Source organism: Saccharomonospora sp. CUA-673 (genome assembly GCF_001942305.1).
Lineage (GTDB): Bacteria > Actinomycetota > Actinomycetes > Mycobacteriales > Pseudonocardiaceae > Prauserella.
On sequence record NZ_MKKE01000053.1, the window covers coordinates 1 to 22,558 of the forward strand.

General features: G+C 70.7%; 14 protein-coding genes and 7 pseudogenes. 19 read left to right on the plus strand and 2 right to left on the minus strand.

The genetic code is table 11. From position 1 onward, the window contains the following. The coding region (locus BJF85_RS20405; protein WP_139320752.1) for a cation:dicarboxylate symporter family transporter at positions 1–1,393 on the minus strand (1,393 nt) is incomplete at its 3' end. Positions 1,394–1,733: 340 nt separating this feature from the next. Between BJF85_RS20405 and BJF85_RS20410 the strand changes: the two genes are divergently transcribed. The 3 genes from BJF85_RS20410 to BJF85_RS20420 are packed head-to-tail and all read left to right on the plus strand — an operon-like array spanning position 1,734 to position 4,516. After that, positions 1,734–3,371, plus strand: a complete 1,638-nt coding sequence (locus tag BJF85_RS20410; protein WP_083666581.1) for a sensor histidine kinase — start codon at positions 1,734–1,736, stop codon at positions 3,369–3,371. Between the two features lie 8 nt (positions 3,372–3,379). Further along, a complete protein-coding gene (locus BJF85_RS20415) occupies positions 3,380–4,078 on the plus strand; it encodes a response regulator (RefSeq protein WP_075849685.1) in 699 nt (232 codons plus the stop codon). A 42-nt stretch (positions 4,079–4,120) separates the two neighbouring features. Next, positions 4,121–4,516, plus strand: coding sequence for a RidA family protein (locus tag BJF85_RS20420; RefSeq protein ID WP_075849686.1), 396 nt, complete (start codon positions 4,121–4,123; stop codon positions 4,514–4,516). A gap of 120 nt (positions 4,517–4,636) precedes the next feature. Here the strand turns inward: BJF85_RS20420 and BJF85_RS20425 are convergent, their stop codons facing one another. Further along, on the minus strand, positions 4,637–5,008 hold the full coding sequence (locus tag BJF85_RS20425; protein ID WP_187346944.1) for a DUF1844 domain-containing protein: 372 nt from the start codon (positions 5,006–5,008) through the stop codon (positions 4,637–4,639). A 269-nt stretch (positions 5,009–5,277) separates the two neighbouring features. On the opposite strand from BJF85_RS20425, the pseudogene infC reads away from it, so the two are divergent. From infC to tyrS, 16 genes and pseudogenes are all read left to right on the plus strand, one after another. Continuing rightward, positions 5,278–5,837, plus strand: a pseudogene (gene infC / locus BJF85_RS20430) (translation initiation factor IF-3); the annotation flags it as partial. A gap of 124 nt (positions 5,838–5,961) precedes the next feature. Beyond that, positions 5,962–6,156 carry a 50S ribosomal protein L35 gene (gene rpmI, locus BJF85_RS20435; RefSeq protein ID WP_075849688.1) on the plus strand — a complete coding sequence of 65 codons (195 nt, stop codon included), beginning with the start codon at positions 5,962–5,964 and terminating at the stop codon, positions 6,154–6,156. Positions 6,157–6,218: 62 nt separating this feature from the next. Beyond that, the gene (gene rplT, locus BJF85_RS20440) at positions 6,219–6,596 is read left to right on the plus strand and encodes a 50S ribosomal protein L20 (protein ID WP_075849689.1); all 378 of its coding nucleotides are present in this window, start codon (positions 6,219–6,221) and stop codon (positions 6,594–6,596) included. A gap of 161 nt (positions 6,597–6,757) precedes the next feature. Further along, positions 6,758–7,401 (plus strand): annotated as a pseudogene (locus tag BJF85_RS20445) (TrmH family RNA methyltransferase). Positions 7,402–7,528: 127 nt separating this feature from the next. Continuing rightward, positions 7,529–8,595: pseudogene (gene pheS, locus BJF85_RS20450) on the plus strand (phenylalanine--tRNA ligase subunit alpha). A 61-nt stretch (positions 8,596–8,656) separates the two neighbouring features. Next, positions 8,657–11,316, plus strand: a pseudogene (pheT, locus tag BJF85_RS20455) (phenylalanine--tRNA ligase subunit beta). A 141-nt stretch (positions 11,317–11,457) separates the two neighbouring features. After that, positions 11,458–12,479, plus strand: a pseudogene (gene argC / locus BJF85_RS20460) (N-acetyl-gamma-glutamyl-phosphate reductase). Continuing rightward, positions 12,476–13,627 (plus strand): bifunctional glutamate N-acetyltransferase/amino-acid acetyltransferase ArgJ, encoded by a 1,152-nt coding sequence (gene argJ / locus BJF85_RS20465; RefSeq protein WP_075849690.1) that lies wholly within the window; start codon positions 12,476–12,478, stop codon positions 13,625–13,627. The pseudogene argC and the gene argJ overlap by 4 nt, the downstream one beginning before the upstream one ends. After that, positions 13,624–14,559 carry an acetylglutamate kinase gene (gene argB, locus BJF85_RS20470; RefSeq protein WP_075849691.1) on the plus strand — a complete coding sequence of 312 codons (936 nt, stop codon included), beginning with the start codon at positions 13,624–13,626 and terminating at the stop codon, positions 14,557–14,559. Before argJ ends, argB begins: the two co-directional genes overlap by 4 nt. Further along, positions 14,559–15,866, plus strand: a complete 1,308-nt coding sequence (locus tag BJF85_RS20475) for an acetylornithine transaminase (RefSeq protein WP_083666582.1) — start codon at positions 14,559–14,561, stop codon at positions 15,864–15,866. The genes argB and BJF85_RS20475 overlap by 1 nt, the downstream gene beginning before the upstream one ends. Before the next feature lies 1 nt (position 15,867). Then, positions 15,868–16,809, plus strand: coding sequence for an ornithine carbamoyltransferase (argF, locus tag BJF85_RS20480; protein WP_075849692.1), 942 nt, complete (start codon positions 15,868–15,870; stop codon positions 16,807–16,809). Next, on the plus strand, positions 16,806–17,297 hold the full coding sequence (locus BJF85_RS20485) for an arginine repressor (RefSeq protein ID WP_075849693.1): 492 nt from the start codon (positions 16,806–16,808) through the stop codon (positions 17,295–17,297). Before argF ends, BJF85_RS20485 begins: the two co-directional genes overlap by 4 nt. 27 nt (positions 17,298–17,324) lie before the next feature. Then, positions 17,325–18,763, plus strand: a pseudogene (gene argG / locus BJF85_RS20490) (argininosuccinate synthase). A 32-nt stretch (positions 18,764–18,795) separates the two neighbouring features. Next, positions 18,796–20,202 (plus strand): argininosuccinate lyase, encoded by a 1,407-nt coding sequence (gene argH / locus BJF85_RS20495; protein ID WP_075849695.1) that lies wholly within the window; start codon positions 18,796–18,798, stop codon positions 20,200–20,202. 46 nt (positions 20,203–20,248) lie between these two features. Further along, the gene (locus BJF85_RS20500) at positions 20,249–20,875 is read left to right on the plus strand and encodes a DNA-3-methyladenine glycosylase (RefSeq protein WP_075849694.1); all 627 of its coding nucleotides are present in this window, start codon (positions 20,249–20,251) and stop codon (positions 20,873–20,875) included. Positions 20,876–20,925: 50 nt separating this feature from the next. After that, positions 20,926–22,199, plus strand: a pseudogene (tyrS, locus tag BJF85_RS20505) (tyrosine--tRNA ligase). Positions 22,200–22,558 lie beyond the last annotated feature (359 nt).

Below are 22,558 nucleotides of genomic sequence, written 5' to 3' on the forward strand. Positions count from 1 at the left end.
GGTCGGTCACTCGCCGACGGACCGGCGGTGACGACACCACACGGCACCTCAGCCGGCCGTGGCCGGCGCGGCGACGCCGGTCGGTATCGGCGTCGGTACCCACGGCTCCGTCGGGGTCGGGGCCGTGGCCGTCGTCGACGAGGGTGGCCTCGTTGAACGGATCCTGCTTGGTGAGTACGCGGTGCAGCTGGTCGCGATTCAACTGCCCGGTCAGCGATCCGATGAGGACGGTCGCCACGGCGTTGCCGGCGAAGTTCGTCAGCGCCCGCGCCTCCGACATGAACCGGTCGATGCCGAGGATGAAGCCCACGCCGTCGACCAGCTCGGGCCGGTGCGACTGCAGACCGCCCGCGAGGGTCGCGATACCGGCGCCGGACACGCCCGCCGCCCCCTTCGAGGCGATGATCATGAAGACCAGCAACGAGATCTGCTCACCGATCGACAGCGGACTGCCCTGTGCGGTGGCGATGAACAAGGTCGCCATCGTCAGGTAGATCGCGGTGCCGTCGAGGTTGAACGAATAGCCCGTCGGCACGGTGATGCCCACGACCGGTTTGGATACACCGAGGTGCTCCATCTTCGCGATCAGCCTCGGCAGCGCCGACTCCGACGAGGACGTCGACACGATCAGCAGGAACTCACGGCCGAGATAGGCCAGCAGCGTGAAGATGTTCACCCGCGCGCCGAACCACAGGACCGTGCCGAGGACGGCGAACACGAACACCAGGCACGTGACGTAGAAGCCGATCATGATGACGGCGAGGCTACGCAGGGCATCCCATCCGGTTTCTCCGACGACGGCGGCGATCGCGCCGAACGCGCCGACCGGTGCGACCCACATGATCATGGCGAGGATGCGGAACACCAGGCGCTGGATGTGCTCGATGCCGCGCAGGATCGGCTTGCCCGTCTCGCCCATCTTCTGCAGGGCGAACCCGGCCAACAGGGCCACGAGCAGCGTCTGCAGCACCGCCTCGTTCGTGAACGCCGACACCATCGTGTCCGGGATGATGCCGAGCAGGAAGTCGACGGTGCTCTCGTTGCCCTCGGAGGCCTGGCTCTGCACCTCGGACACCGCGTCCTGGCTCAGGTGCATGCCCTCGCCGGGGTGCAGGACATTCCCGACGATCAGCCCGATTCCGAGCGCGAACGTCGACATCACCAGGAAGTAGCTGATGGCCATCACGCCGACCTTGCCGACGCTCGCCGCTTTCGCGACCGACCCGATGCCGAGCACGATCGTGCAGAAGATGATCGGACTGATCATCATCTTGATCAGGTCGACGAAACCCTCGCCGAGCGGCTTCAGATTGGTTGCGAAATCGGGGAACGCGAAGCCGACGAGAATGCCCGCCACCACCGCGGCGATCACCGCGATGTACAGGTAATGCATCTTGTCGCGGTGTCCGGTCGCCGGGGAGCCGGGTGGCTCCGGTGGTTCCGGAGTCGACGCGGTGGACGTCGTCGATTGTTCGGGCAACGTTGCCTCCTCACGGAAAAGTCGCCTGCGGTGCGACCGCACGGACTCGCGGACCGTTCGATGTCGAGCGATCGCGGGAGTCGAGTGCGGGGTACCGCCAGATTCCGGATGACTATCGGCGCGCGGTATCGGCGACGTCCACCTTGTGTTCATTTCGGTCGGCGGGCGTGTGGTGTGATGGATCGGTGCGGGTACTTCCGAATGCCTCGGGTCGACGTCCGGTGACGGCCGGAATTGGAGCGTTGCGCGACAACTGCTGGTGTTGCAGTTCGTCGTCGTGACGGTGCTCGTCGTGACCGGTGCGGGACTGGCCTATGTGGACGCGTCACAGGCCGCAAAGGACAAAGCGGCCGAAGAGGTCATGTCCGTTGCGGCGACGTTGGCCGATTCGCCCGATGTCCGGTCCGCCGTGCAGGACCCGAATCCGAGCGAGGTGCTGCAGCCGTACGCGAGCCGGGTCCGCGCCGACACGGGCATCGACTTCATCACGGTCATGGGCACCGATCGGACCCGCTACACGCATCCCGACCCCGAGCGCATCGGCGAGGCGTTCATCGGCACGATCCGGCCCGCCCTCGAGGGGCGGATGTTCACCGAGACCTACACCGGAACGTTGGGGCCGTCGGTGCGGGCGGTCGCGCCCGTGCGCGGCGAGGGGGACGGCGCCGTGGTCGCCCTCGTGTCCGTCGGTATCACCGTCGAGGCCATCTCCGACGAGCTGACGAGCCGGCTGGGTGTCGTCGCGATCGTCGCGGTCGGCGTACTCGTGGTCGGCGGCGTCGGCAGCTACCTGGTGAGCAGGCGGCTGAGCCGGCAGACCCGCGGGGTCGCGCCGGCCGAACTGTCGTCGATGTTCGAGTACTACGAGGCGATCCTGCATTCGGTGCGCGAAGGCCTGGTCCTCGTCGGCCGCGACGGCCGCGTCGTGCTGTGCAACGACGCGGCGCTCGAGCTGCTCGGGCTGACCGGCGACCCCGCGGGCACCCCGCTGCTCGAGCTCGACCTCGCCGCCGACCTCGAGCAGACCATGACCTCCCGCGAGCCGTGCACCGACGAACTCCACGTGACCGACACCCGCGTGCTGCTGGTGAACTCCGCACCGGTGCAGGCGCGCGACGGCGAGATGGGCAACGTCGTGACGTTGCGCGACCACACGGATCTGCAGTCGCTCACCGGCGAGCTCGACACCGTGCGCGGCTTCGCCGAATCGCTCCGCTCGCAGGCCCACGAATCGGCCAACCGGCTGCACGCCGTGGTCTCCCTCGTCGAGCTCGGCAAGGGCGAGCAGGCGGTGGAACTGGCGACCGCCGAACTGGAGACCGCCCAGCAGCTCACCGACCGGGTCGTCGGCGCCGTGGCCGAACCGGTGCTCGCCGCGCTGCTGCTCGGGAAGTCGAGCGAGGCGGCCGAACGCGGCGCCGAGCTGACGCTCACCCCGGACAGCTCGATGGACGACCGAGCCTCCGACGTGGCGCCCCGGGACCTGATCACCATTCTCGGCAACCTGATCGACAACGCCGTCGACGCGGCGATCGAGAACGCGGCGACCCGCGCGCCGCGGGTCGCCGTCACCGTCCGGGTGGACGGTGCCGAGCCGGCCGCCGACTCGGGTGACGGTGCCGGCGAGTTGGTGCTGCGGGTCGCCGACAGTGGTCGCGGGATCGCCGCCGACGCGCTGCCGGGGATCTTCCGGCGGGGCTGGTCGACCAAACCGGGCGGGGCCGCCGGCGGGCGAGGTCTGGGCCTCGCGCTCGTCGGGCAGACCGTGCGGCGCTACCACGGCAGCGTCGAGGTCGACGGCGACGACGGCGCGGTCTTCACCGTGCGACTGCCGGCGCGCGGCGACGGCGGTGCCGACCAGGATCGGGCCGCCGGCCCGGCAGTAGGGTAGGGATCAGGATGATTGCGGTGCTGGTGGTCGAGGACGATCCCGTCGCGGCCGACGCCCATCGGGAGTACGTCGAGCGCGTGGCCGGGTTCACCGTCGCCGGGGTCGTGCATTCCGGCGCCGAGGCGGTGCGGTTCTGCCGAGCTCACCCGGTGGATCTCGTGCTGCTCGACTTCTACCTGCCCGACACGCACGGCCTGGCGGTGTGCCGCACGCTGCACGCGGAGGGCAACACCGTCGACGTCCTGGCCGTCACCTCGGCGCGCGATCTCGGTGTCGTGCGGGCGGCCGTGTCGGCCGGCGTGGTGCAGTACCTGCTCAAACCGTTCACGTTCGCGACGTTGCGCGACAAACTGCAGAGCTACGCGCGATTCCGCGACAGCGTCGCCAGGTCAGGCGAGGTCGGCGGACAGGCCGACGTAGACCGCATGCTGGCGACACTGCGCACCACCGACCGTGCGTCGTTGCCGAAGGGAATGAGCGGCGAGACGCTGGATGCGATCAGCGCCGTGCTCGCCGCCGACGGGGGCGGGCACGACGGCGACGGTCTGTCGGCGGCCGCGGTGGCGGACGCGACCGGTGTCGCCAGGGTCACCGCGCGGCGCTACCTCGAATACCTCGCCGACAACGGCCTCGCCGAACGCAAACCGCACTACGGCAGCGTCGGCCGACCCGAGGTGCGCTACACGGCCATGTCCCGCAACGCCTGACGGGCGGGTCCGGGCGCGTTCGATCTCCTACGCTGGCCGACCATGACACGGATCAGCACCGAGCGGGCGCCGCAGCCCGTCGCCAACTACTCGCAGGCGCGGCGCAAGGGCAACATCGTCCAGGTGGCCGGGCAGGTCGGCATCGACCCGGCGGCCGCAGAGAGCGGCGCCGTCCCGGGCGGGGTGGGCGCGCAGACCCGTCAGGTGCTCGCGAACATCGCGGCGATCCTCGACGAGGCCGGGGCGAGCCTGGCCGACGTCGTCATGCTGCGCGTCTACCTCACCGACCCGGACCACTTCGGCGACATGAACGAGGTCTACAACGCCGTCCTCGACGAAGCCGTGCCGGCCGAGCAACTGCCCGCCCGCACCACCGTCTACGTCGGCCTCCCACCGGGCTTCCTCGTCGAGATCGACGCCCTGGCCGTCCTCGACTGAACGCTCCCAAGGGCCCCATGGTTGCGCCCGCCCGTCGCCCGACCACCACCCCTCATCGACGCGCCGGCGCGCGGCAGTGTTGAACGCGACTGTGGGCCCTCGGGAGCACCAAAGCGGGGGTCAGGCGACGGGGCCGGTGTACTTCTCGCCGGGGCCCTGGCCGGGGGCGTCGGGGACGGCGGAGGCCTCGCGGAAGGCCTTCTGGAGGGACTGCAGTCCGTCGCGCAGGGGAGCGGCGTGCACGCCGAGGTACTCCGCGGACGAGGTCACCAGGCCGGCGAGCGCGGTGATGAGCCTGCGGGCCTCGTCGAGGTCGCGCCGGGGACTGTTCTCGGGCTCCTCGTCGGACAGGCCCAGTCGCTCGGCCGCGGCGGACAGCAGCATCACGGCCGCGCGGCTGATCACCTCGACGCTCGGGATGTCGTGCAGATCGCGCACCCCGTCGGCCGGATTATCGTTGGCGTCCGGTGCGTTGAAAGAGTCGTCGACCACGTCTGGTACCCTTCCATGTGCGACCAGCTCCCGAGCCATCGGGGGCCGCAAGTGGAGCCCCGCTCCCACCCGAGTCGCCGCCGTACGTCAGGCGGCCGGGTCCGGTCCCGCAGCATTCATCGACATGGATGCCGGCGGAACGCCTCGCAGCCATGCTGCAGGATGATCGGATTGATGGGCCCCGCACCGAGGTACTCAGCGTACCGGTGTCCGGGGCCCGTGGTATGTGGGCACAGTGGGCACCAGGGTCGAACGAACACTAGCGACACTTGGACCAAGGAGGCCCCATCAGCTCCGAGACGCGCATCAATGAGCGCATCCGTGTCCCCGAGGTACGCCTCGTGGGGCCGAACGGCGAGCAGGTCGCATCGTCCGCATCGAGGACGCGCTGCGACTCGCCGAGGAGGCGGACCTCGACCTCGTCGAGGTGGCCCCGCAGGCGCGGCCGCCGGTAGCCAAACTCATGGACTTCGGAAAGTTCAAGTACGAGTCCGCGCAGAAGGCTCGCGAATCGCGCCGCAACCAGCAGCTGACCGTCATCAAGGAACAGAAGCTGCGCCCGAAGATCGACCAGCACGACTACGAGACGAAGAAGGGGCACGTGTCCCGCTTCCTCGCTCAGGGCAACAAGGTCAAGGTCACGATCATGTTCCGCGGCCGTGAGCAGTCCCGGCCGGAACTCGGGTTCCGCCTGTTGGAGAAGTTGGCGGACGACGTCGCCGACCTCGGCTTCATCGAGTCGAAGGCGAAGCAGGACGGCCGCAACATGATCATGGTGCTGGCGCCGCACAAGAACCCCAAGGCGAAGTCGAAGGCGACGAAGGAAGCGAGGGCGCCGAGTCCTGACTCGGCGCGAATGATGGCCGCCCGTTCCGGTGCCTCGCGGCACCGGACGGAGGGCAACGTGTGCAGCACGCCGCGAGCCGGTGTGCTGCCGTTCGAAAGAGGGAAGAATGCCGAAGAACAAGACGCACAAGGGGACGGCCAAGCGCATCCGCGTGACGGGCAGTGGCAAGCTCCGCCGCCAGCGTGTCGGCCGCCGGCACCTGATGGAGCACAAGGCCAGCAAGCTCACCCGCCGCCTCGAGGGCACGACCGAGGTCGCCGCTTCCGACGTGCCCCGCGTCAAGCGGCTCCTCGGTCGCTGACCTCCTCGCACTCGCCGTAAGCCCGGGGCGCCAACGCGCCCCCCGAACGACAGGATGGATTCGTGGCACGCGTCAAGCGGGCGGTGAACGCCCAGAAGAAGCGTCGCGCAACTCTCGACATGGCCAGCGGTTACCGCGGTCAGCGTTCGCGGTTGTACCGCAAGGCCAAGGAGCAGACGCTCCACTCGTTCCAGTACTCGTACCGGGACCGTCGTGCCCGCAAGGGTGACTTCCGCCAGCTGTGGATCACCCGCATCAACGCGGCCGCCCGGCAGAACGGCATCACCTACAACCGGCTCATCCAGGGCCTGAAGGCCGCCGGTGTCGAGGTCGACCGCAAGATCCTCGCGGAACTCGCCGTCAACGACGCCGAGGCGTTCGCCGCTCTGGTCGAGGTGGCCAAGCAGAACGTCAACACCGACGAGAAGAAGTCGGCCTGAGCTCGCGCGCCACACGACCCGGGGCAGTCACCGTGTTCACACACAAGACGCCCCGGGTCGTTGCTGCGCGGCGGTTGACGACCAGGTCCGGTCGTGACGAGTCCGGGCGCTTCCTCGCCGAGGGCGCCCAGGCCGTCCGGGAGGCCCTGCGGCACGGCCGGGTGCACGAGCTGTTCGTCACCGAGGCCGCCGCCGAACGGCATGCCGACCTCGTCGCCGAGGCCGCCGAGCGGGCCGCGGTGTCCCACATCGACCGCAGGGCGGCCGAGCTGCTGTCGGAAACGGTGTCCCCGCAGGGGATCGTCGCCGTGTGCGACACCGTGACGACCTCGCTGGCCGACGCGCTGGCCGGCGCTCCGCGCCTGGTCGCCGTGCTGTGCGGCATCGCCGACCCCGGCAACGCCGGGACGGTGCTGCGCGTCGCCGACGCCGCGGGGGCCGACGCGTCGTGTTCGCCGGCGACGCCGTCGACGTGCACAACGGCAAGTGCGTCCGCGCCTCCACCGGCAGCCTGTTCCACGTTCCCGTCGCGCGGGAGCGGGACGTGTCCGCGACGCTGGCAGCCTGCCGGGACGCGGGCCTGCGCACGCTGGCCACCGACGGTTACGCCGAGCGCGACCTCACCGACGTCGACCTCGACGGCCCGATCGCGTGGGTGTTCGGCAACGAGGCCCACGGTCTGCCGGCCGAGGTGGTCGAGGCCGCCGACGAGGCCGTCCGCGTGCCCGTCCACGGCCAGGCCGAGAGCCTCAACCTCGCCACCGCCGCCGCCGTGTGCCTCTACGCCCGCATCGTCCGCGGCTGATCGCTGACCGAGGGTGACCGCCGGTCGAACGGGACCGGTCGCCTAGAATCCGATTAAGCGTCTTACGGGGATGTCACGCCCCGGCGCCAGTGCACTGCAGACCTCACCAGCTCCACGCCGAGGAGACATGTCCGAAGCCAGCGATAAACAGTCCTCAGGCGGGCCCGAGGCGCTCGCCCCCGAGACGTTGCAGGCGGCGGTCGTCGCGGCTGAGCAGGCCTTCGCCGCGGCGGGTGACCTCGACGAACTGGCCGCGGTCAAGCCCGCCCACCTCGGCGACCAGCGCCCGTGCCGCTGGCCAAGCGCGCGATCGGATCGCTGCCCAAGACCGAGAAGGCCGACGCGGGCAAGCGCGTCAACGAGGCGCGCCAGTCCGTGCAGACCGCCTACGACGAGCGGCTGGCGGTGCTCAAGACCGAACGCGACGAGCGCGTGCTCCGCGACGAGGCCGTCGACGTCACGCTGCCCTGGGATCGGATCCCGCGCGGCGCCCGCCACCCCGTGACGACCATCGCCGAGCGCGTCTCCGACGTGTTCGTCGGCATGGGCTACGAGGTCGCCGAGGGGCCCGAGCTCGAGGCCGAGTGGTTCAACTTCGACGCGCTCAACTTCGGCAAGGACCACCCGGCGCGTCAGCTCGCCGACACGTTCTACGCCGGCGAGGACGACTCCAACCTGGTGCTGCGCACCCACACGTCGCCCGTGCAGGCGCGCACGCTGCTGCACCGCGACCTGCCCGTGTACATCGTGTGCCCGGGCCGCACGTTCCGCACCGACGAGCTCGACTCGACGCACACGCCCGTGTTCCACCAGGTCGAAGGCCTGGCCGTGGACAAGGGGCTGACGATGGCGCACCTGCGCGGCACCCTCGACGCGTTCGCCAGGGCGATTTTCGGCGAGGAGTCCGGCACACGGTTCCGCCCGCACTTCTTCCCCTTCACCGAGCCGTCGGCCGAGGTCGACGTGTGGTTCCCGGAGAAGAAGGGTGGCGCCGGCTGGGTCGAATGGGGCGGCTGCGGCATGGTCAACCCGAACGTGCTGCGCGCCTGCGGCGTCGACCCGGAGGTGTACTCCGGCTTCGCGTTCGGCATGGGTCTCGAGCGGACCCTGATGTTCCGCAACGGCATCCCCGACATGCGCGACATGGTCGAGGGCGACGTCCGCTTCACGGTGCCGTTCGGGACGGAAACCTGATGAACGCGCGCCCGTACCCCGGCAATCCCATGCATCCGCACCGCGGCACCAAGGAGGCGTAGTGCGAGTCCCCGTCAGCTGGCTGACCGAGCACCTCGAGCTCGACGACGACGTCACGCCCGACACCCTCGTCGAAGCGTTCGTGAACCTCGGCGTCGAGGTCGAGGGCGTCGAGCAGGTCGGCAACGTCACCGGGCCGCTCGTGGTGGGCAGGGTCGCCGAGATCGAGGAGCTCACGGAGTTCAAGAAGCCGATCCGCTACTGCCGCGTCGAGATCGGCGGCTCCGAGGACTCCGCCGACGCCGACGCGGATGCGGCGGAGGACGCCGCGGCCGCCGAGGCCGACGGCGCTGACGAGGCTGAAGCCGCGGAGGCCGGCGACTCGGATGCCGACGCGGACGCCGAGGACGCCGACGACACCGACGACGAGGGCGCCGACGACGAGCTCGAGGAAGGGCTGCCGAAGCCGCGCACCAACGGCATCGTCTGCGGCGCGCAGAACTTCGCCGAGGGCGACCTGGTGGTCGTCGCGTTGCCGGGCGCCGTGCTGCCGGGCGACTTCGCGATCAGCGCGCGGAAGACCTACGGCCGGGTCAGCGAGGGCATGATCTGCTCGGCCAAGGAACTGGGCGTCGGCGAGGACCACTCCGGGATCCTCGTGCTGCCGCCCGGAACCGCCGACCCGGGCGACGACGCGCGCGAGATCCTCGACCTCGACGACACGGTGCTCGAGCTGACGCCGACCCCGGACCGTGGCTACACGCTGTCCATCCGCGGTCTGGCGCGGGAGCTGTCGTGCGCGCTGAACGTGCCGTTCGGCGACCCGGCGAAGCTGGACGTGCCCGAACCCGAGGGCGAGGCGTGGCCGGTGCGGGTCGAGGACCCCGAGGCTGCCCGCGTTTCGTGCTGCGCAGGGTGACCGGCCTGGACGCGGGGGCGCCGACGCCGTGGTGGATCCGGCGCAGGCTCCTGCTCGCGGGCATGCGGTCGATCTCGCTGGCCGTCGACGTCACCAACTACGTGATGCTCGAACTGGGCCACCCGCTGCACGCCTTCGACACCGGTTCGGTCAAGGGCGACCTCGTCGTCCGCCGGGCCACCGAGGGCGAGACGCTCACGACCCTCGACGACGTCGAGCGCACGCTCGACCCGGACGACGTGGTGATCGCCGACGACACCGGTGTCGTGTCGCTCGCCGGCACGATGGGCGGTGCGACGACCGAGATCAGCGCCGAGTCCGCCGACGTCCTGTTGGAGGCGGCGCACTGGGACCCGGCGTCGATCAGCCGGACCGCGCGTCGGCACAAGCTGTTCTCCGAGGCGGCGAAGCGGTTCGAGCGCTTCACCGACCCACAGCTGTGCGAGGCCGCCGTCGAGCGGGCCGCCAAGCTGCTGCGCCAGTACGGCGACGGCAGCATCCAGCCCGGTCGCACGGTCGTCGGCGAGCCGACGCCGATGCCCGCGGTCACGATGCCGATCAACCTGCCCGACAAGGTCGCCGGCGTCCGCTACGAGCGCGGCGTGACCGTCGGGCGGCTCACGCAGATCGGCTGCAAGGTCTCGATCGACACCGCCGACGACGGCACGACGCTCGTCAGCGCCGTGCCGCCGAGCTGGCGCACCGACCTGGTGCAGCCTGCCGACCTCGTCGAGGAGGTGCTGCGGCTCGAGGGCTACGACAGCATCCCGTCGGAGTTGCCGCCGGCCCCGGCCGGTCGCGGTCTGAGCGAGGCGCAGCGCAGGGAACGTGCCGTGTCGCGCTCGCTCGCCGAGGCCGGTTACGTCGAGGTGCTGCCGTTCCCGTTCGTGTCCGAATCGGTGTGGGACGACTTCGCCCTGCCCGCCGACGACGAGCGGCGCCGCACGGTGCAGATCCGCAACCCGCTCGAGGCCGACAAGAACCGGCTGACGACGACGCTGCTGCCCGGTCTGCTGGAGATGCTGCAGCGCAACATCTCCCGGGGTTCGCGCGACGTGTCGTTGTTCCACATCGGACAGGTTGTCCTGCCGGGTGACGCGGCAGGCGCCGCACCCGACCCCGGCGTCGACGGTCGCCCCGACGACGAGCAGCTGGCCGCGCTCGAGGGCGCCGTGCCGCACCAGCCGCGGCACGTGGCCGTGGTGCTCGCCGGTCGGCGGCTACGCGACGGCTGGTGGGGCAAGGGCGAACAGGCCGGTTGGGCCGACGCGATCCAGGCCGCGCGGCTGGTCGCGCAGGCCGCGAGGGTCGACCTGGACGTCGAGGCCGACGACCGGCTGCCGTGGCACCCCGGCCGTTGCGCGCGGCTGATCGCCGACGGCGAGACCGTCGGGCACGCCGGCGAACTGCACCCGAAGGTGCTCGAGGCGCTGGAACTGCCCGCGCGCACGGTCGCCATGGAACTCGACCTGGACGCCCTGCCGCTGCGCGAGGTGAAGCCGGCGCCGTCGATCTCGGCGTTCCCGCCGGTGCTGCTCGACGTCGCGTTGGTCGTCGATGCCGGCGTGCCGTCGGCGTCGGTGGCCGAGGCGCTGCGCTCCGGTGGCGGCGAACTGCTCGAGGACGTCACGTTGTTCGACCTCTACACCGGTGAGCAGGTCGGGGAGGGCAGGCGGTCGCTGGCCTACAAGCTGCGCTTCCGCGCCGACGACCGCACGCTGACCGTCGAGGAGGCCACCGAGGCCCGCGACGCGGCCGTCGCCGCCGTCGCCGACCAGTTCGGCGCCACCCTCCGCGCCTGACCTCCGGCAACTGCTCCCGAGGGCCCCGTAGTTGCACTCAACGCGACCATGGGGCCCTCGGGAGCTTTCTCGTTCACCTGGTGGTGGCGTTGATGACGGGGCGTTTGTATTGAGCTTGCACAGTCATGCATAATCATTCGTATGACGGTGAAGGTTGCGGTGGCCGGGGCCACCGGATACGCCGGGGGTGAGCTGCTCCGCCTGCTGCTCGCGCATCCCGACGTCGAGATCGGCGCGTTGACCGCCGCCAGCAGTGCGGGTACCCCGCTGGGGCAGACGCAACCCCAGCTGACCCCGCTGGCCGACCGCGTCGTGGCCGATACGTCCGCCGAGACGCTCGCCGGGCACGACGTCGTGTTCCTGGCGCTGCCGCACGGACATTCCGCCGCGATCGCCGAGCAGCTCGGTCCGGATGTCCTGGTCGTCGACCTGGGCGCCGACCACCGGCTGACGACGAGGCCGACTGGCAGCGGTGGTACGGCGGGCAGCACGCGGGCACGTGGCCGTACGGCCTGCCGGAGCTGCCGGGTGGCCGCGAACGCCTGCGCGGTGCCACGCGCGTCGCCGTTCCCGGCTGCTTCCCGACCGGCGGTTCGCTCGCGCTGGCTCCCGCCGTGGCCGCGGGCCTCGTGGGCTCCGACGTCACGATCGTCTCGGTCACGGGCGCGTCCGGTGCGGGCAAGAGCCTCAAACCGCATCTGCTGGGCTCGGAGGTGATGGGCAACGCCAGCGCCTACGGCGTCGCGGGTGCGCATCGGCACACGCCGGAGTTCATCCAGAACCTCAGCGCTGTCGCGGGGGAGCGGGTGACGGTGTCGTTCACCCCGGTGCTGGCGCCGATGCCGCGTGGCATCCTCACCACCGCGAGCGCACCGTTGACCGGGTACGCCTCGAGCGTGCGCGCCGTGTACGAGAAGGCCTACGCCGACGAACCGTTCGTGCAGCTGCTTCCCGAGGGGCAGTGGCCGACGACCGCGGCGACCGTCGGCTCGAACATGGTGCAGCTGCAGGTGTCGGTCGACGAGGGTGCCGGCCGGCTCGTGGTCGTCGCCGCGATCGACAACCTCACCAAGGGCACCGCGGGTGGTGCCGTCCAGTCCATGAACCTGGCGCTCGGTCTCGACGAGACGGCCGGGCTGCCGATGACGGGGGTCGCGCCATGAGCATTACGGCGCCGAAGGGATTCCGGGCGTCCGGGGTCACGGCGGGGCTGAAGGCCAGTGGTAAGCCCGATGTGGCGCTGGTGGTCAACGACGGTCCGTCCGATGTGGCCGCGTGTGTGTATACGAGCAACCGGTGCAAGGCCAATCCCGTGTTGTGGAGCGAGCAGGTGACCGCGGACGGCCGGGCGAAGGCCGTGGTGCTGAACTCGGGCGGGGCGAACTGCTACACCGGGCCGGAGGGTTTCCAGACCACGCACGCGAGTGCGGAGCTGGTCGCGGAGCGGTTGGGGCTCGGCGCGATCGACGTGGTCGTGTGCTCGACGGGCCTGATCGGCGAGCAGCTGCAGCGGGACAAGCTGACCGACGGGATCGAACGGTCGGTGCAGGCGTTGTCCGCCGACGGCGGGGCCGACGCGGCCGAGGCGATCATGACGACGGACACGCGGACCAAGGAGTCGGTGCGTTCGGCGGGCGGCTGGACTGTCGGCGGCATGGCCAAGGGCGCGGGCATGTTGGCGCCGGCGTTGGCGACGATGCTCGTGGTGATCACGACCGACGCCGAGCTGGACGCGGCGGCGGCCGACCGTGCGTTGCGCGCGGCGACGCGGGTGACGTTCGACCGGCTCGACTCGGACGGCTGCATGTCCACCAACGACACGGTGCTGCTCATGGCCGGCGGCGCGTCGGGCGTGGCCGCCGACGAGGCGGAGTTCACCGCGGCGTTGACCGAGGTGTGCCACGACCTGGCCCAGCAGCTGCTGACCGACGCCGAGGGCGCGGATCACGACATCGCGATCGAGGTGCGCGGCGCGGCGTCCGAATCGGACGCGGTGAACGTCGGTCGGTCGATCGCCAGGAGCAACCTGTTCAAGGCAGCCGTGTACGGCAAGGACCCGAACTGGGGCCGCATCCTCGCCTCGGTCGGCACCACCGATGCCGCGTTCGAACCGTCCGAACTGGACGTCGCGATGAACGGCGTGTGGATCTGCCGCGGCGGCCAGCCGGGCGAGTCGCGCGACCTGGTCGACCTGGCCGAGCGCGCGGTCTCGGTCACCGTCGACCTCAAGGCCGGCTCCGAGTCGGCCACGATCTGGACCAACGACCTGACGCACGCCTACGTGCACGAGAACTCGGCGTACTCGACATGAGCGATCCCGAATCCCTCGTCCCGGCCGACGAACGGCTCGCGACGGCGAGCGAGAAGGCGGGCGTGCTGATCGAGGCGCTGCCGTGGCTGCAGCGGTTCCACGGTGCGACCGTGGTCGTCAAGTACGGCGGCAACGCGATGGTCGACGACGAGCTCAAGCGCGCGTTCGCCGAGGACATGGTGTTCCTGCGGCTGGCCGGTGTGCATCCGGTGGTCGTGCACGGCGGCGGTCCGCAGATCAACGCGATGCTCGACCGGCTCGGCATCGAGGGCGAGTTCAAGGGCGGTCTGCGGGTGACGACCCCGGAGACGATGGACGTCGTGCGGATGGTCCTCGTCGGCCAGGTCAGCCGGGAGCTCGTGGGCCTGATCAACGCCCACGGTCCCTACGCGGTGGGCATCTCGGGCGAGGACGCGCGCCTGTTCACGGCCGAGCGCAAACAGGCCACCGTGGACGGTGCGAGTGTCGACATCGGACTCGTCGGCGAGGTCGCCGGGGTCAACCCGGATGCGGTGCAGGACATCGTCAACGCCGGGCGCATCCCGGTCGTGTCGACCGTCGCCCCCGACGCCGACGGTGTGGTGCACAACGTCAACGCCGACACCGCGGCGGGCGCGCTGGCCGCAGCGCTCGGCGCGGAGAAGCTCGTGGTGCTCACCGACGTCGAGGGGCTCTACGCAAACTGGCCGGACCGCTCGTCGCTCATCGACCGGATCGGCGTCAGCCGGTTGGAGGCGATGTTGCCCGGCCTGGCCAGCGGCATGATCCCGAAGATGGAGGCGTGCGTGCGCGGCATCCGCGGCGGTGTCCGCAGGGCGCACGTGATCGACGGCCGCATCCCGCACTCGGTGCTGCTCGAGGTCTTCACCGAACGCGGCATCGGGACGATGGTCATGCCCGACGCCGACACGACGGCGAAGGAGGAGTCGTGATGTCCAATCAGGACCACCAGCAGCGGTGGCAGGCCGTGATGATGAACAACTACGGCACTCCACAGCTGTCCCTCGTGCGCGGCGCGGGTGCCGTGGTGTGGGACGCCGACGGCAACAGCTACGTCGACTTCCTCACCGGTATCGCGGTGAACGCGCTCGGCCACGCGCACCCCGCCGTCGTCGACGCCGTGACCCGCCAGGTCTCGACGATCGGCCACACGTCCAATCTGTACCTCAACGATCCCGCGTTGACGCTGGCCGAGCGGCTGCTCGCTCTGTCCGGGATCGACGGCGGCCGGGCGCTGTTCTGCAACTCCGGCGCCGAGGCCAACGAGACGGCGTTCAAGTTGACCCGCCGGACTGGGCGCACGAAGGTCGTCGCCACCGACGGCGGCTTCCACGGCCGCACGATGGGGTCGCTCGCGCTGACCGGCCAGCCCGGCAAGCGCGCCCCGTTCGAACCGCTGGTGCCCGGGGTGGAGCACATCCCGTACGGCGACGTCACCGCGCTCGAGGCGGCGATCGACGACGACACCGCCGCGTTCGTCGTCGAACCCGTGCAGGGCGAGAACGGCGTCGTCGTGCCGCCCGAGGGGTACCTGGCCGCCGCGCGCGAGATCACCAGCGCCCACGGCGCGCTGCTCGTCGTCGACGAGGTCCAGACCGGTATCGGCCGGCTCGGCAGCTGGTTCGGCTTCCAGCAGGCCGGCATCACCCCGGACATCGTCACGCTCGCCAAGGGACTCGGAGGCGGACTGCCGCTCGGTGCCTGCCTGGCGTTCGGACCGGCGGCCGAGCTGTTCGAACCCGGCCAGCACGGCACGACGTTCGGCGGCAACCCGGTGTGCTGCGCGGCGGCGCTCGCCGTGCTCGACACGATCGCCGCCGACGGGCTGCTCGACCACGTCACGGCGCTCGGCGCGCATCTGTCGTCCGGGATCGAGGGACTCGGCCACTCGCTCGTCGACCACGTGCGTGGTCGCGGCGTGCTGCTCGGCGTGCAGCTGACCACGCCGATCGCGGCGAGGACCGCGGCCGCGGCGCAGCGGTCCGGGTTCCTCGTGAACCCGATCCAGCCCGACGTGCTCCGCCTCGCACCGCCGTTGATCGCCACCCGCGACCAGGCCGACGCACTCGTCGCCGCCCTGCCGGAGCTGCTCGACGGTGCCCGCGAAGAAGCAGCCGCCGAAGAAATCGCCGCCGAGCAGGCCGCCGAGCCCGAGCAAGCCACAGAGCCCGCGACCACCGCGCCCACCACATCCGCGCCCACCGAGTCGGCCGGCGAGCCGGCCACCGTGAAGGACTGACATGCCACGCCATTTCCTCCGGGACGACGACCTGACGCCCGCCGAGCAGACCGAGATCCTCGACCTCGCCGACGCGTTCAAGGCCCAGCCCTACGGCGACCAGCTCGCGGGCCCCAAGGCCGTCGCCGTGATCTTCGAGAAGAACTCGACCCGCACGCGGTTCTCGTTCGAGGTCGGCATCGCCCAGCTGCGCGGCCATCCGGTGGTCGTCGACGGGCGAAGCATGCAGCTCGGGCGCGAGGAGACGATCGAGGACACCGCCAGGGTGCTGGCCCGCTACGTCGACGCCGTCGTGTGGCGCACCTTCGCGCAGGCGCGCATCGACAAGCTCGCCTCGGTGTCGGAGGTGCCGGTGGTCAACGCGCTCACCGACGAGTTCCACCCGTGCCAGATCCTCGCCGACCTGCAGACAGTGCGGCAGCGCACCGGCAGGTTGGCCGGCCAGACGTTGACCTACCTCGGCGACGGCGGCAACAACATGGCGCACTCGCTGCTGCTCGGCGGCGTCACCGCGGGCCTGCACGTGCGCATCGCGGCGCCCGAGGGGTTCCACCCGCTGCCGTGGATCCTCGACGCCGTGCACAAGCGCGCCGCCGAGACCGGTGGCAGCGCGACGGTCCTGACCGATCCGCATGCCGCCGTCGACGGTGCGGACGTCGTCACGACCGACTCGTGGACGTCCATGGGACAGGAGAACGACGGCAAGGACCGCGTCGCCCCGTTCCGCCCGTACCAGGTGAACAGCGACCTGCTGGCCCGCACCGGCAAGGACGCCATCGTGCTGCACGACCTGCCCGCGCACCGCGGGTGGGAGATCACCGACGAGGTGATCGACGGTCCGGCCAGCGCGGTGTGGGACGAGGCGGAGAACCGACTGCACGCGCAGAAGGCGTTGCTGACGTGGTTGATGGACCCCGAGCGCCGGGGAGAGGCCCGACGATGACGCTCTCGCGGGTCGCGCGACAGGCGAGGATCGCCGAGCTCGTGTCCAGCATGGCCATCCGCAGCCAGACGGAACTCGTCAAGCTGCTCGCCGCCGAGGGCGTCGAGGTCACGCAGGCCACGTTGTCCCGGGACCTCGACGAGTTGGGTGCCGTGAAACTGCGGGGCGCGGACTCCGGTGCGCCCGTGTACGTCATCCCCGAGGACGGCGCCCCGGTCAAGGGCGTGCAGGGTGGCACGTCCCGGCTGTCGCGGTTGCTGGGCGAACTGCTGGTGTCGGCGGAGGGATCGGCCAACCTCACGGTGCTGCGGACCCCGCCCGGCGCGGCGCAGTTCCTCGCCAGTGCCATCGACCGGGCCGCGCTGGCGGAGGTGCTGGGCACGATCGCCGGCGACGACACGCTGATGGTGATCGCCCGCGACCCGAACGGCGGCCCGGCACTGGCCCGGCTGCTGACCGACCTGGCCGACGGCCAAGCCCCCGAGTAGTTCCAGACGTGATGTGAGGAAGTAGCAATGAGCAAGGTTCTGATGTCCCTGCCCCAGGGGGAGCGTGTCGGCATCGCGTTCTCGGGCGGTCTCGACACGTCGGTGGCCGCGGCGTGGATGCGGGAGAAGGGCGCCATCCCGTGCACCTACACCGCCGACATCGGGCAGTACGACGAGGACGACATCGCCGGCGTGCCCGACCGGGCCAAGGAGTACGGCGCCGAGATCGCCCGCATCCTCGACCTCAAGCCGCAGCTCGTGGAGGAGGGCCTCGCCGCGCTCGCGTGCGGTGCGTTCCACCTGCGCTCGGGCGGCCGCGTCTACTTCAACACCACCCCGCTGGGCCGCGCCGTCACCGGCACGATGCTGGTGCGCGCGATGCAGTCCGACGGCGTCGACATCTGGGGTGACGGGTCGACGTTCAAGGGCAACGACATCGAGCGGTTCTACCGCTACGGCCTGCTGGCCAACCCGGACCTGCGCATCTACAAGCCGTGGCTGGACCCGGACTTCGTCCGCGAGCTCGGCGGCCGGCAGGAGATGAGCGAGTGGCTGACCGAGCACGGCCTGCCCTACCGCGACCCCGCCGAGAAGGCCTACTCGACGGACGCCAACATCTGGGGCGCCACCCACGAGGCCAAGACCCTCGAGCACCTCGACGTCTCCCTCGAGGTCGTCGACCCGATCATGGGTGTGCGGTTCTGGGACCCGGCCGTGGAGATCCCCACCGAGGACGTCACCGTGCGCTTCGAGGCGGGACGTCCGGTCGCGATCAACGGCAAGACCTTCGACGACCCGGTCGCGCTGGTGATGGAGGCCAACACGATCGGCGGCCGGCACGGCCTCGGCATGTCCGACCAGATCGAGAACCGCATCATCGAGGCCAAGTCGCGCGGCATCTACGAGCGCCCGGAATGGCACTGCTGTGGATCACCTACGAGCGGCTGCTCAACGCCGTCCACAACGAGGACACGGTGGAGAACTACCACACCGAGGGCCGCAAGCTGGGCCGGCTGATGTACGAGGGCCGCTGGTTGGACCCGCAGGCGCTGATGCAGCGGGAGGCGATCCAGCGGTGGATCTCGTCGCTGGTCACCGGCGAGGTCACGCTGCGACTGCGGCGCGGCGAGGACTACACGATCCTCGACACGCAGGGCGCCAACTTCTCCTACCACCCCGAGCGGCTGTCCATGGAGCGCGTCGAGGGCGCCGCCTTCGGCCCGGTCGACCGCATCGGCCAGCTGACCATGCGCAACCTCGACATCGCCGACTCGCGGCACAAGCTCGAGTTCTACGCCGAGCAGCCGCTGGACCAGGGCCAGGTGCTCGTCGAGAACGGCACGCTGTTCGGCGAACTGCCCTCCGGCGGCGCCGACCGGATCACCGACAACCCGGAGGCCTCGGGCGTGTCCACCGACACCCCGACGCCGCTCGACGAGGCCGCGATGGAGTACGGGACCGACTGATGAGCGAGAACACCGGAGACTCCGCCGACAACGTGAAGCTGTGGGGTGGGCGGTTCGCCAGCGGCCCGGCCGAGGCGATGGCCGCGCTGTCGGCGTCGACGCATTTCGACTGGGTGCTCGCGCCGTACGACATCGCGGGCTCGCGGGCGCACGCGCGGGTGCTCCAGCGCGCCGGCCTGCTGTCGGAGTCCGAACTGGACGACATGCTGGCCGCGTTGGACCGGCTCGCCGACGACGTCGCGTCGGGCGCGTTCACCCCGACGATCGCCGACGAGGACGTGCACACCGCCCTCGAACGCGGCCTGCTCGAACGGGCCGGGCCCGAGCTCGGCGGCAAGCTGCGGGCAGGGCGTTCGCGCAACGACCAGGTCGCGACCCTGTTCCGGATGTGGCTGCGCGACGCCGCGCGGCGCGTGGTGACGGGCACCCTCGACGTCGTCGACGCGCTCGTCGCGCAGGCGCACCGCTACCCGGACGCCGTGCTGCCCGGCCGCACCCACCTGCAGCACGCCCAGCCCGTGCTGCTGGCGCACCACCTGCTGGCGCACGCGCAGTCGCTGCTGCGCGACGTCGGCAGGCTGCGCGACTGGGACACCCGCACCGCCGAGTCGCCGTACGGTTCGGGCGCACTCGCCGGATCGTCGCTCGGCCTGGATCCCGAGGCGGTCGCCGCCGAACTCGGCTTCGCCGCCAGCGTCGACAACTCGATCGACGGCACCGCCTCGCGCGATTTCGCCGCCGAGTTCGCCTTCGCCGTGGCCATGCTCGGGGTGAACCTGTCGCGGATCGCCGAGGAGGTCATCCTCTGGAACACCGCCGAGTTCGGCTACGTCACGCTCGACGACGCGTGGGCGACCGGCAGTTCGATCATGCCGCAGAAGAAGAACCCCGACGTCGCCGAACTCACCCGAGGCAAGGCGGGCAAGCTCATCGGCAACCTGTCGGGCCTGTTGGCGACGCTCAAGGCGCAGCCGTTGGCCTACAACCGGGACCTGCAGGAGGACAAGGAGCCGGTCTTCGACTCGGTCGCCCATCTGGAACTGCTGTTCCCGGCGTTGGCCGGCATGCTCGGCACGCTCACGTTCCACACCGAGCGGATGGCCGAACTGGCGCCGGCCGGGTTCACGCTCGCCACCGACATCGCCGAGTGGCTCGTCCGCAAGGGCGTCCCGTTCCGCAGCGCCCACGAGGCGGCGGGGGAGTGCGTCCGCGTCGCCGAGGGACGCGGAATCGGGCTCGACGAGCTGACCGACAGCGAACTCGCGACGATCCACCCGGAGCTCACCCCGGACGTCCGTGAGGTGCTGACCGTCGCCGGGTCGGTGTCCTCGCGCGACGCGAAGGGCGGTACGGCCCCGGCCCGAGTGGCCGAACAGCGCGACCGCCTCGTCGAACGCGCCGCCTCCCACCGAGCCTGGGCAACCCCCAAGGCGCCGTGACGCAAGGCTCACGGCGTCTTTGCCTCGCCCCGTTACGCTGCTGGGCATGATCGACGAGGGTGTGGGTGTGGTCGGCCGGGACGAGCTGGCCGTCGATCCGGTCGCGCTCGCCCCGTGGTTGCTCGGCTGCGTGCTCGAATCCCGCACCGACCAGGGCACGGTGCGGGTGCGCCTCGCCGAGGTGGAGGCCTACCGCGGTCTCGACGACCCCGCGTCGCACTGCTACCGCGGCCGGACCCCGCGCAACGACGTCATGTGGGGTCCGGCCGGACACCTGTACGTGTACTTCGTGTACGGCATGCACTTCTGCGCCAACGTCGTCGGCCTGACCGACGGCAAACCGGGCGCGGTGCTCGTTCGCGCCGGCGAGGTGCTCGAGGGGCAGGAGCTGGCGCGGACCCGGCGTCCGACGGCGCGGGGCAACGGCGCGGTCGCCAAGGGGCCCGCCGTGTTGACGTCGATCCTGGGCCTCGACGCCGCCCACAACGGACTCGACCTCACCGACGTCGAGTCGCCGGTGCGGCTGTGCCGCGGCGACGACGTGCCGGCCGAGCGGATCCGCACCGGCCCGCGGGTCGGCGTGGCCGCCGCGCAGGACGTGCCGTGGCGGTTCTGGATCGACGGCTCGCCCGCGGTCAGCACCTATCGCCGCGGCGCGCGGGCTCGCCGCTGACCGACCGGCCCTGCGCGGTCGCCGGCAGTGCGACCGGGGACAATGAGCGCGTGAGTGAGCACATTCTTGACGAGTTGACCTGGCGGGGACTGATCACCCAGTCCACCGATCTCGACGCCCTGCGGCGCGACCTCGACACCGGCCCCGTGGCCGCGTACATCGGCTTCGACCCGACCGCGCCGAGTCTGCACGCCGGGCACCTCGTCCAGATGCTCGTGCTGCGTCGACTGCAGAACGCCGGTCACCGGCCGGTGCTGCTGGCCGGCGGGGGCACCGGGCTGATCGGCGACCCGCGCGACGTCGGCGAGCGCACGTTGAACTCCGAGGACACCGTGCGCGAGTGGGCCGAGCGCCTGCGCGGGCAGCTGGCCCGGTTCGTGGACTTCGAGCACGCCGACGTCCCGCCGATCGAGGTCAACAACCTCGACTGGCTGGGCGCGATGAACGTGCCCACGTTCCTGCGCGACGTCGGCAAGCACTTCTCCGTCAACACGATGCTGGCGCGCGAGACCGTCAAGCGCCGGCTCGACGGCGAGGGCATCTCCTACACCGAGTTCAGCTACATGCTGCTGCAGGCGACCGACTACCGGGAGCTGTTCGAACGGCACGGGGTGCGGCTGCAGATCGGCGGCTCCGACCAGTGGGGCAACATCGTCGCCGGCGTCGACCTCGTGCGCAGGGTGCACGGTGAGCACGTGCACGCGATCACGACACCGCTGGTCACCGATGCCGAGGGGCGCAAGCTCGGCAAGTCGACCGGCGGCGGCAACGTGTGGCTCGACCCGGAGCTGACGTCGCCGTACGCCTGGTACCAGTACTTCCTGAACCTGCCCGACGCGAGCGTCGTCGACTATCTCAAGCTGCTGACGTTCCTCGATCGCGACGAGATCGCCGAACTGGAGTCCGCGACCGTCGAGCGTCCCGCCGCGCGTGCCGGGCAGCGGCGGCTGGCGCAGGAGCTGACCGACCTCGTGCACGGACCCGACCAGACGGCTCAGGTCATCGCGGCGAGCCAGGCGTTGTTCGGCCGCGGCGAGCTCGGCGAGCTCGACGAGCCGACGCTGCGGGCCGCGTTGGCGGAGGTGCCGCAGGGGGAGGTGCGGTTGACGGACGGTCCGACGATCGTCGACGTCCTCGTCGCCACCGGACTCGTCGACAGCAAGGGAGCCGCCCGGCGCACCGTCAAGGAGGGCGGTGCGTACGTGAACAACCAGAAGATCACCGACGAGGCGTGGGCGCGTCGACGTCGGACGTCCTGCACGACGGCTGGCTCGTGGTGCGCCGCGGCAAGCGCAACCTCGCCGGGCTGCGCCTGACGGGCTGAAACCGCCCCTGACCAGGGGGTTCGCAGTAAAGCGACCCCCCTGTTTCCGGGGGTTACGCGGAGGTGTAATCTTCTCTTTGTCGCCAGGGAGACCGGGCAGACGGAGCCGGAAGGCCGAGTCGCAAGCCCCGGGTTACCAGGCGAGGGGACACGAACCAAGCTCCCACGGTTGTGGTAGAGTGGGTGTTCCCAGTCGGAGCGGTCCGCTCAACACAAGCCAACAGGTTTGACAGTGAGCTGAGTGCGCTCTGGCGACGAAAACCAACTGCGTGTTGTTTGAGAACTCAACAGTGTGTTTGTGAGCTTTGTTTGTTGTTTTTGCCCTGATTTTGGGTTTTAGAGCTAGCGATCATGGCCAT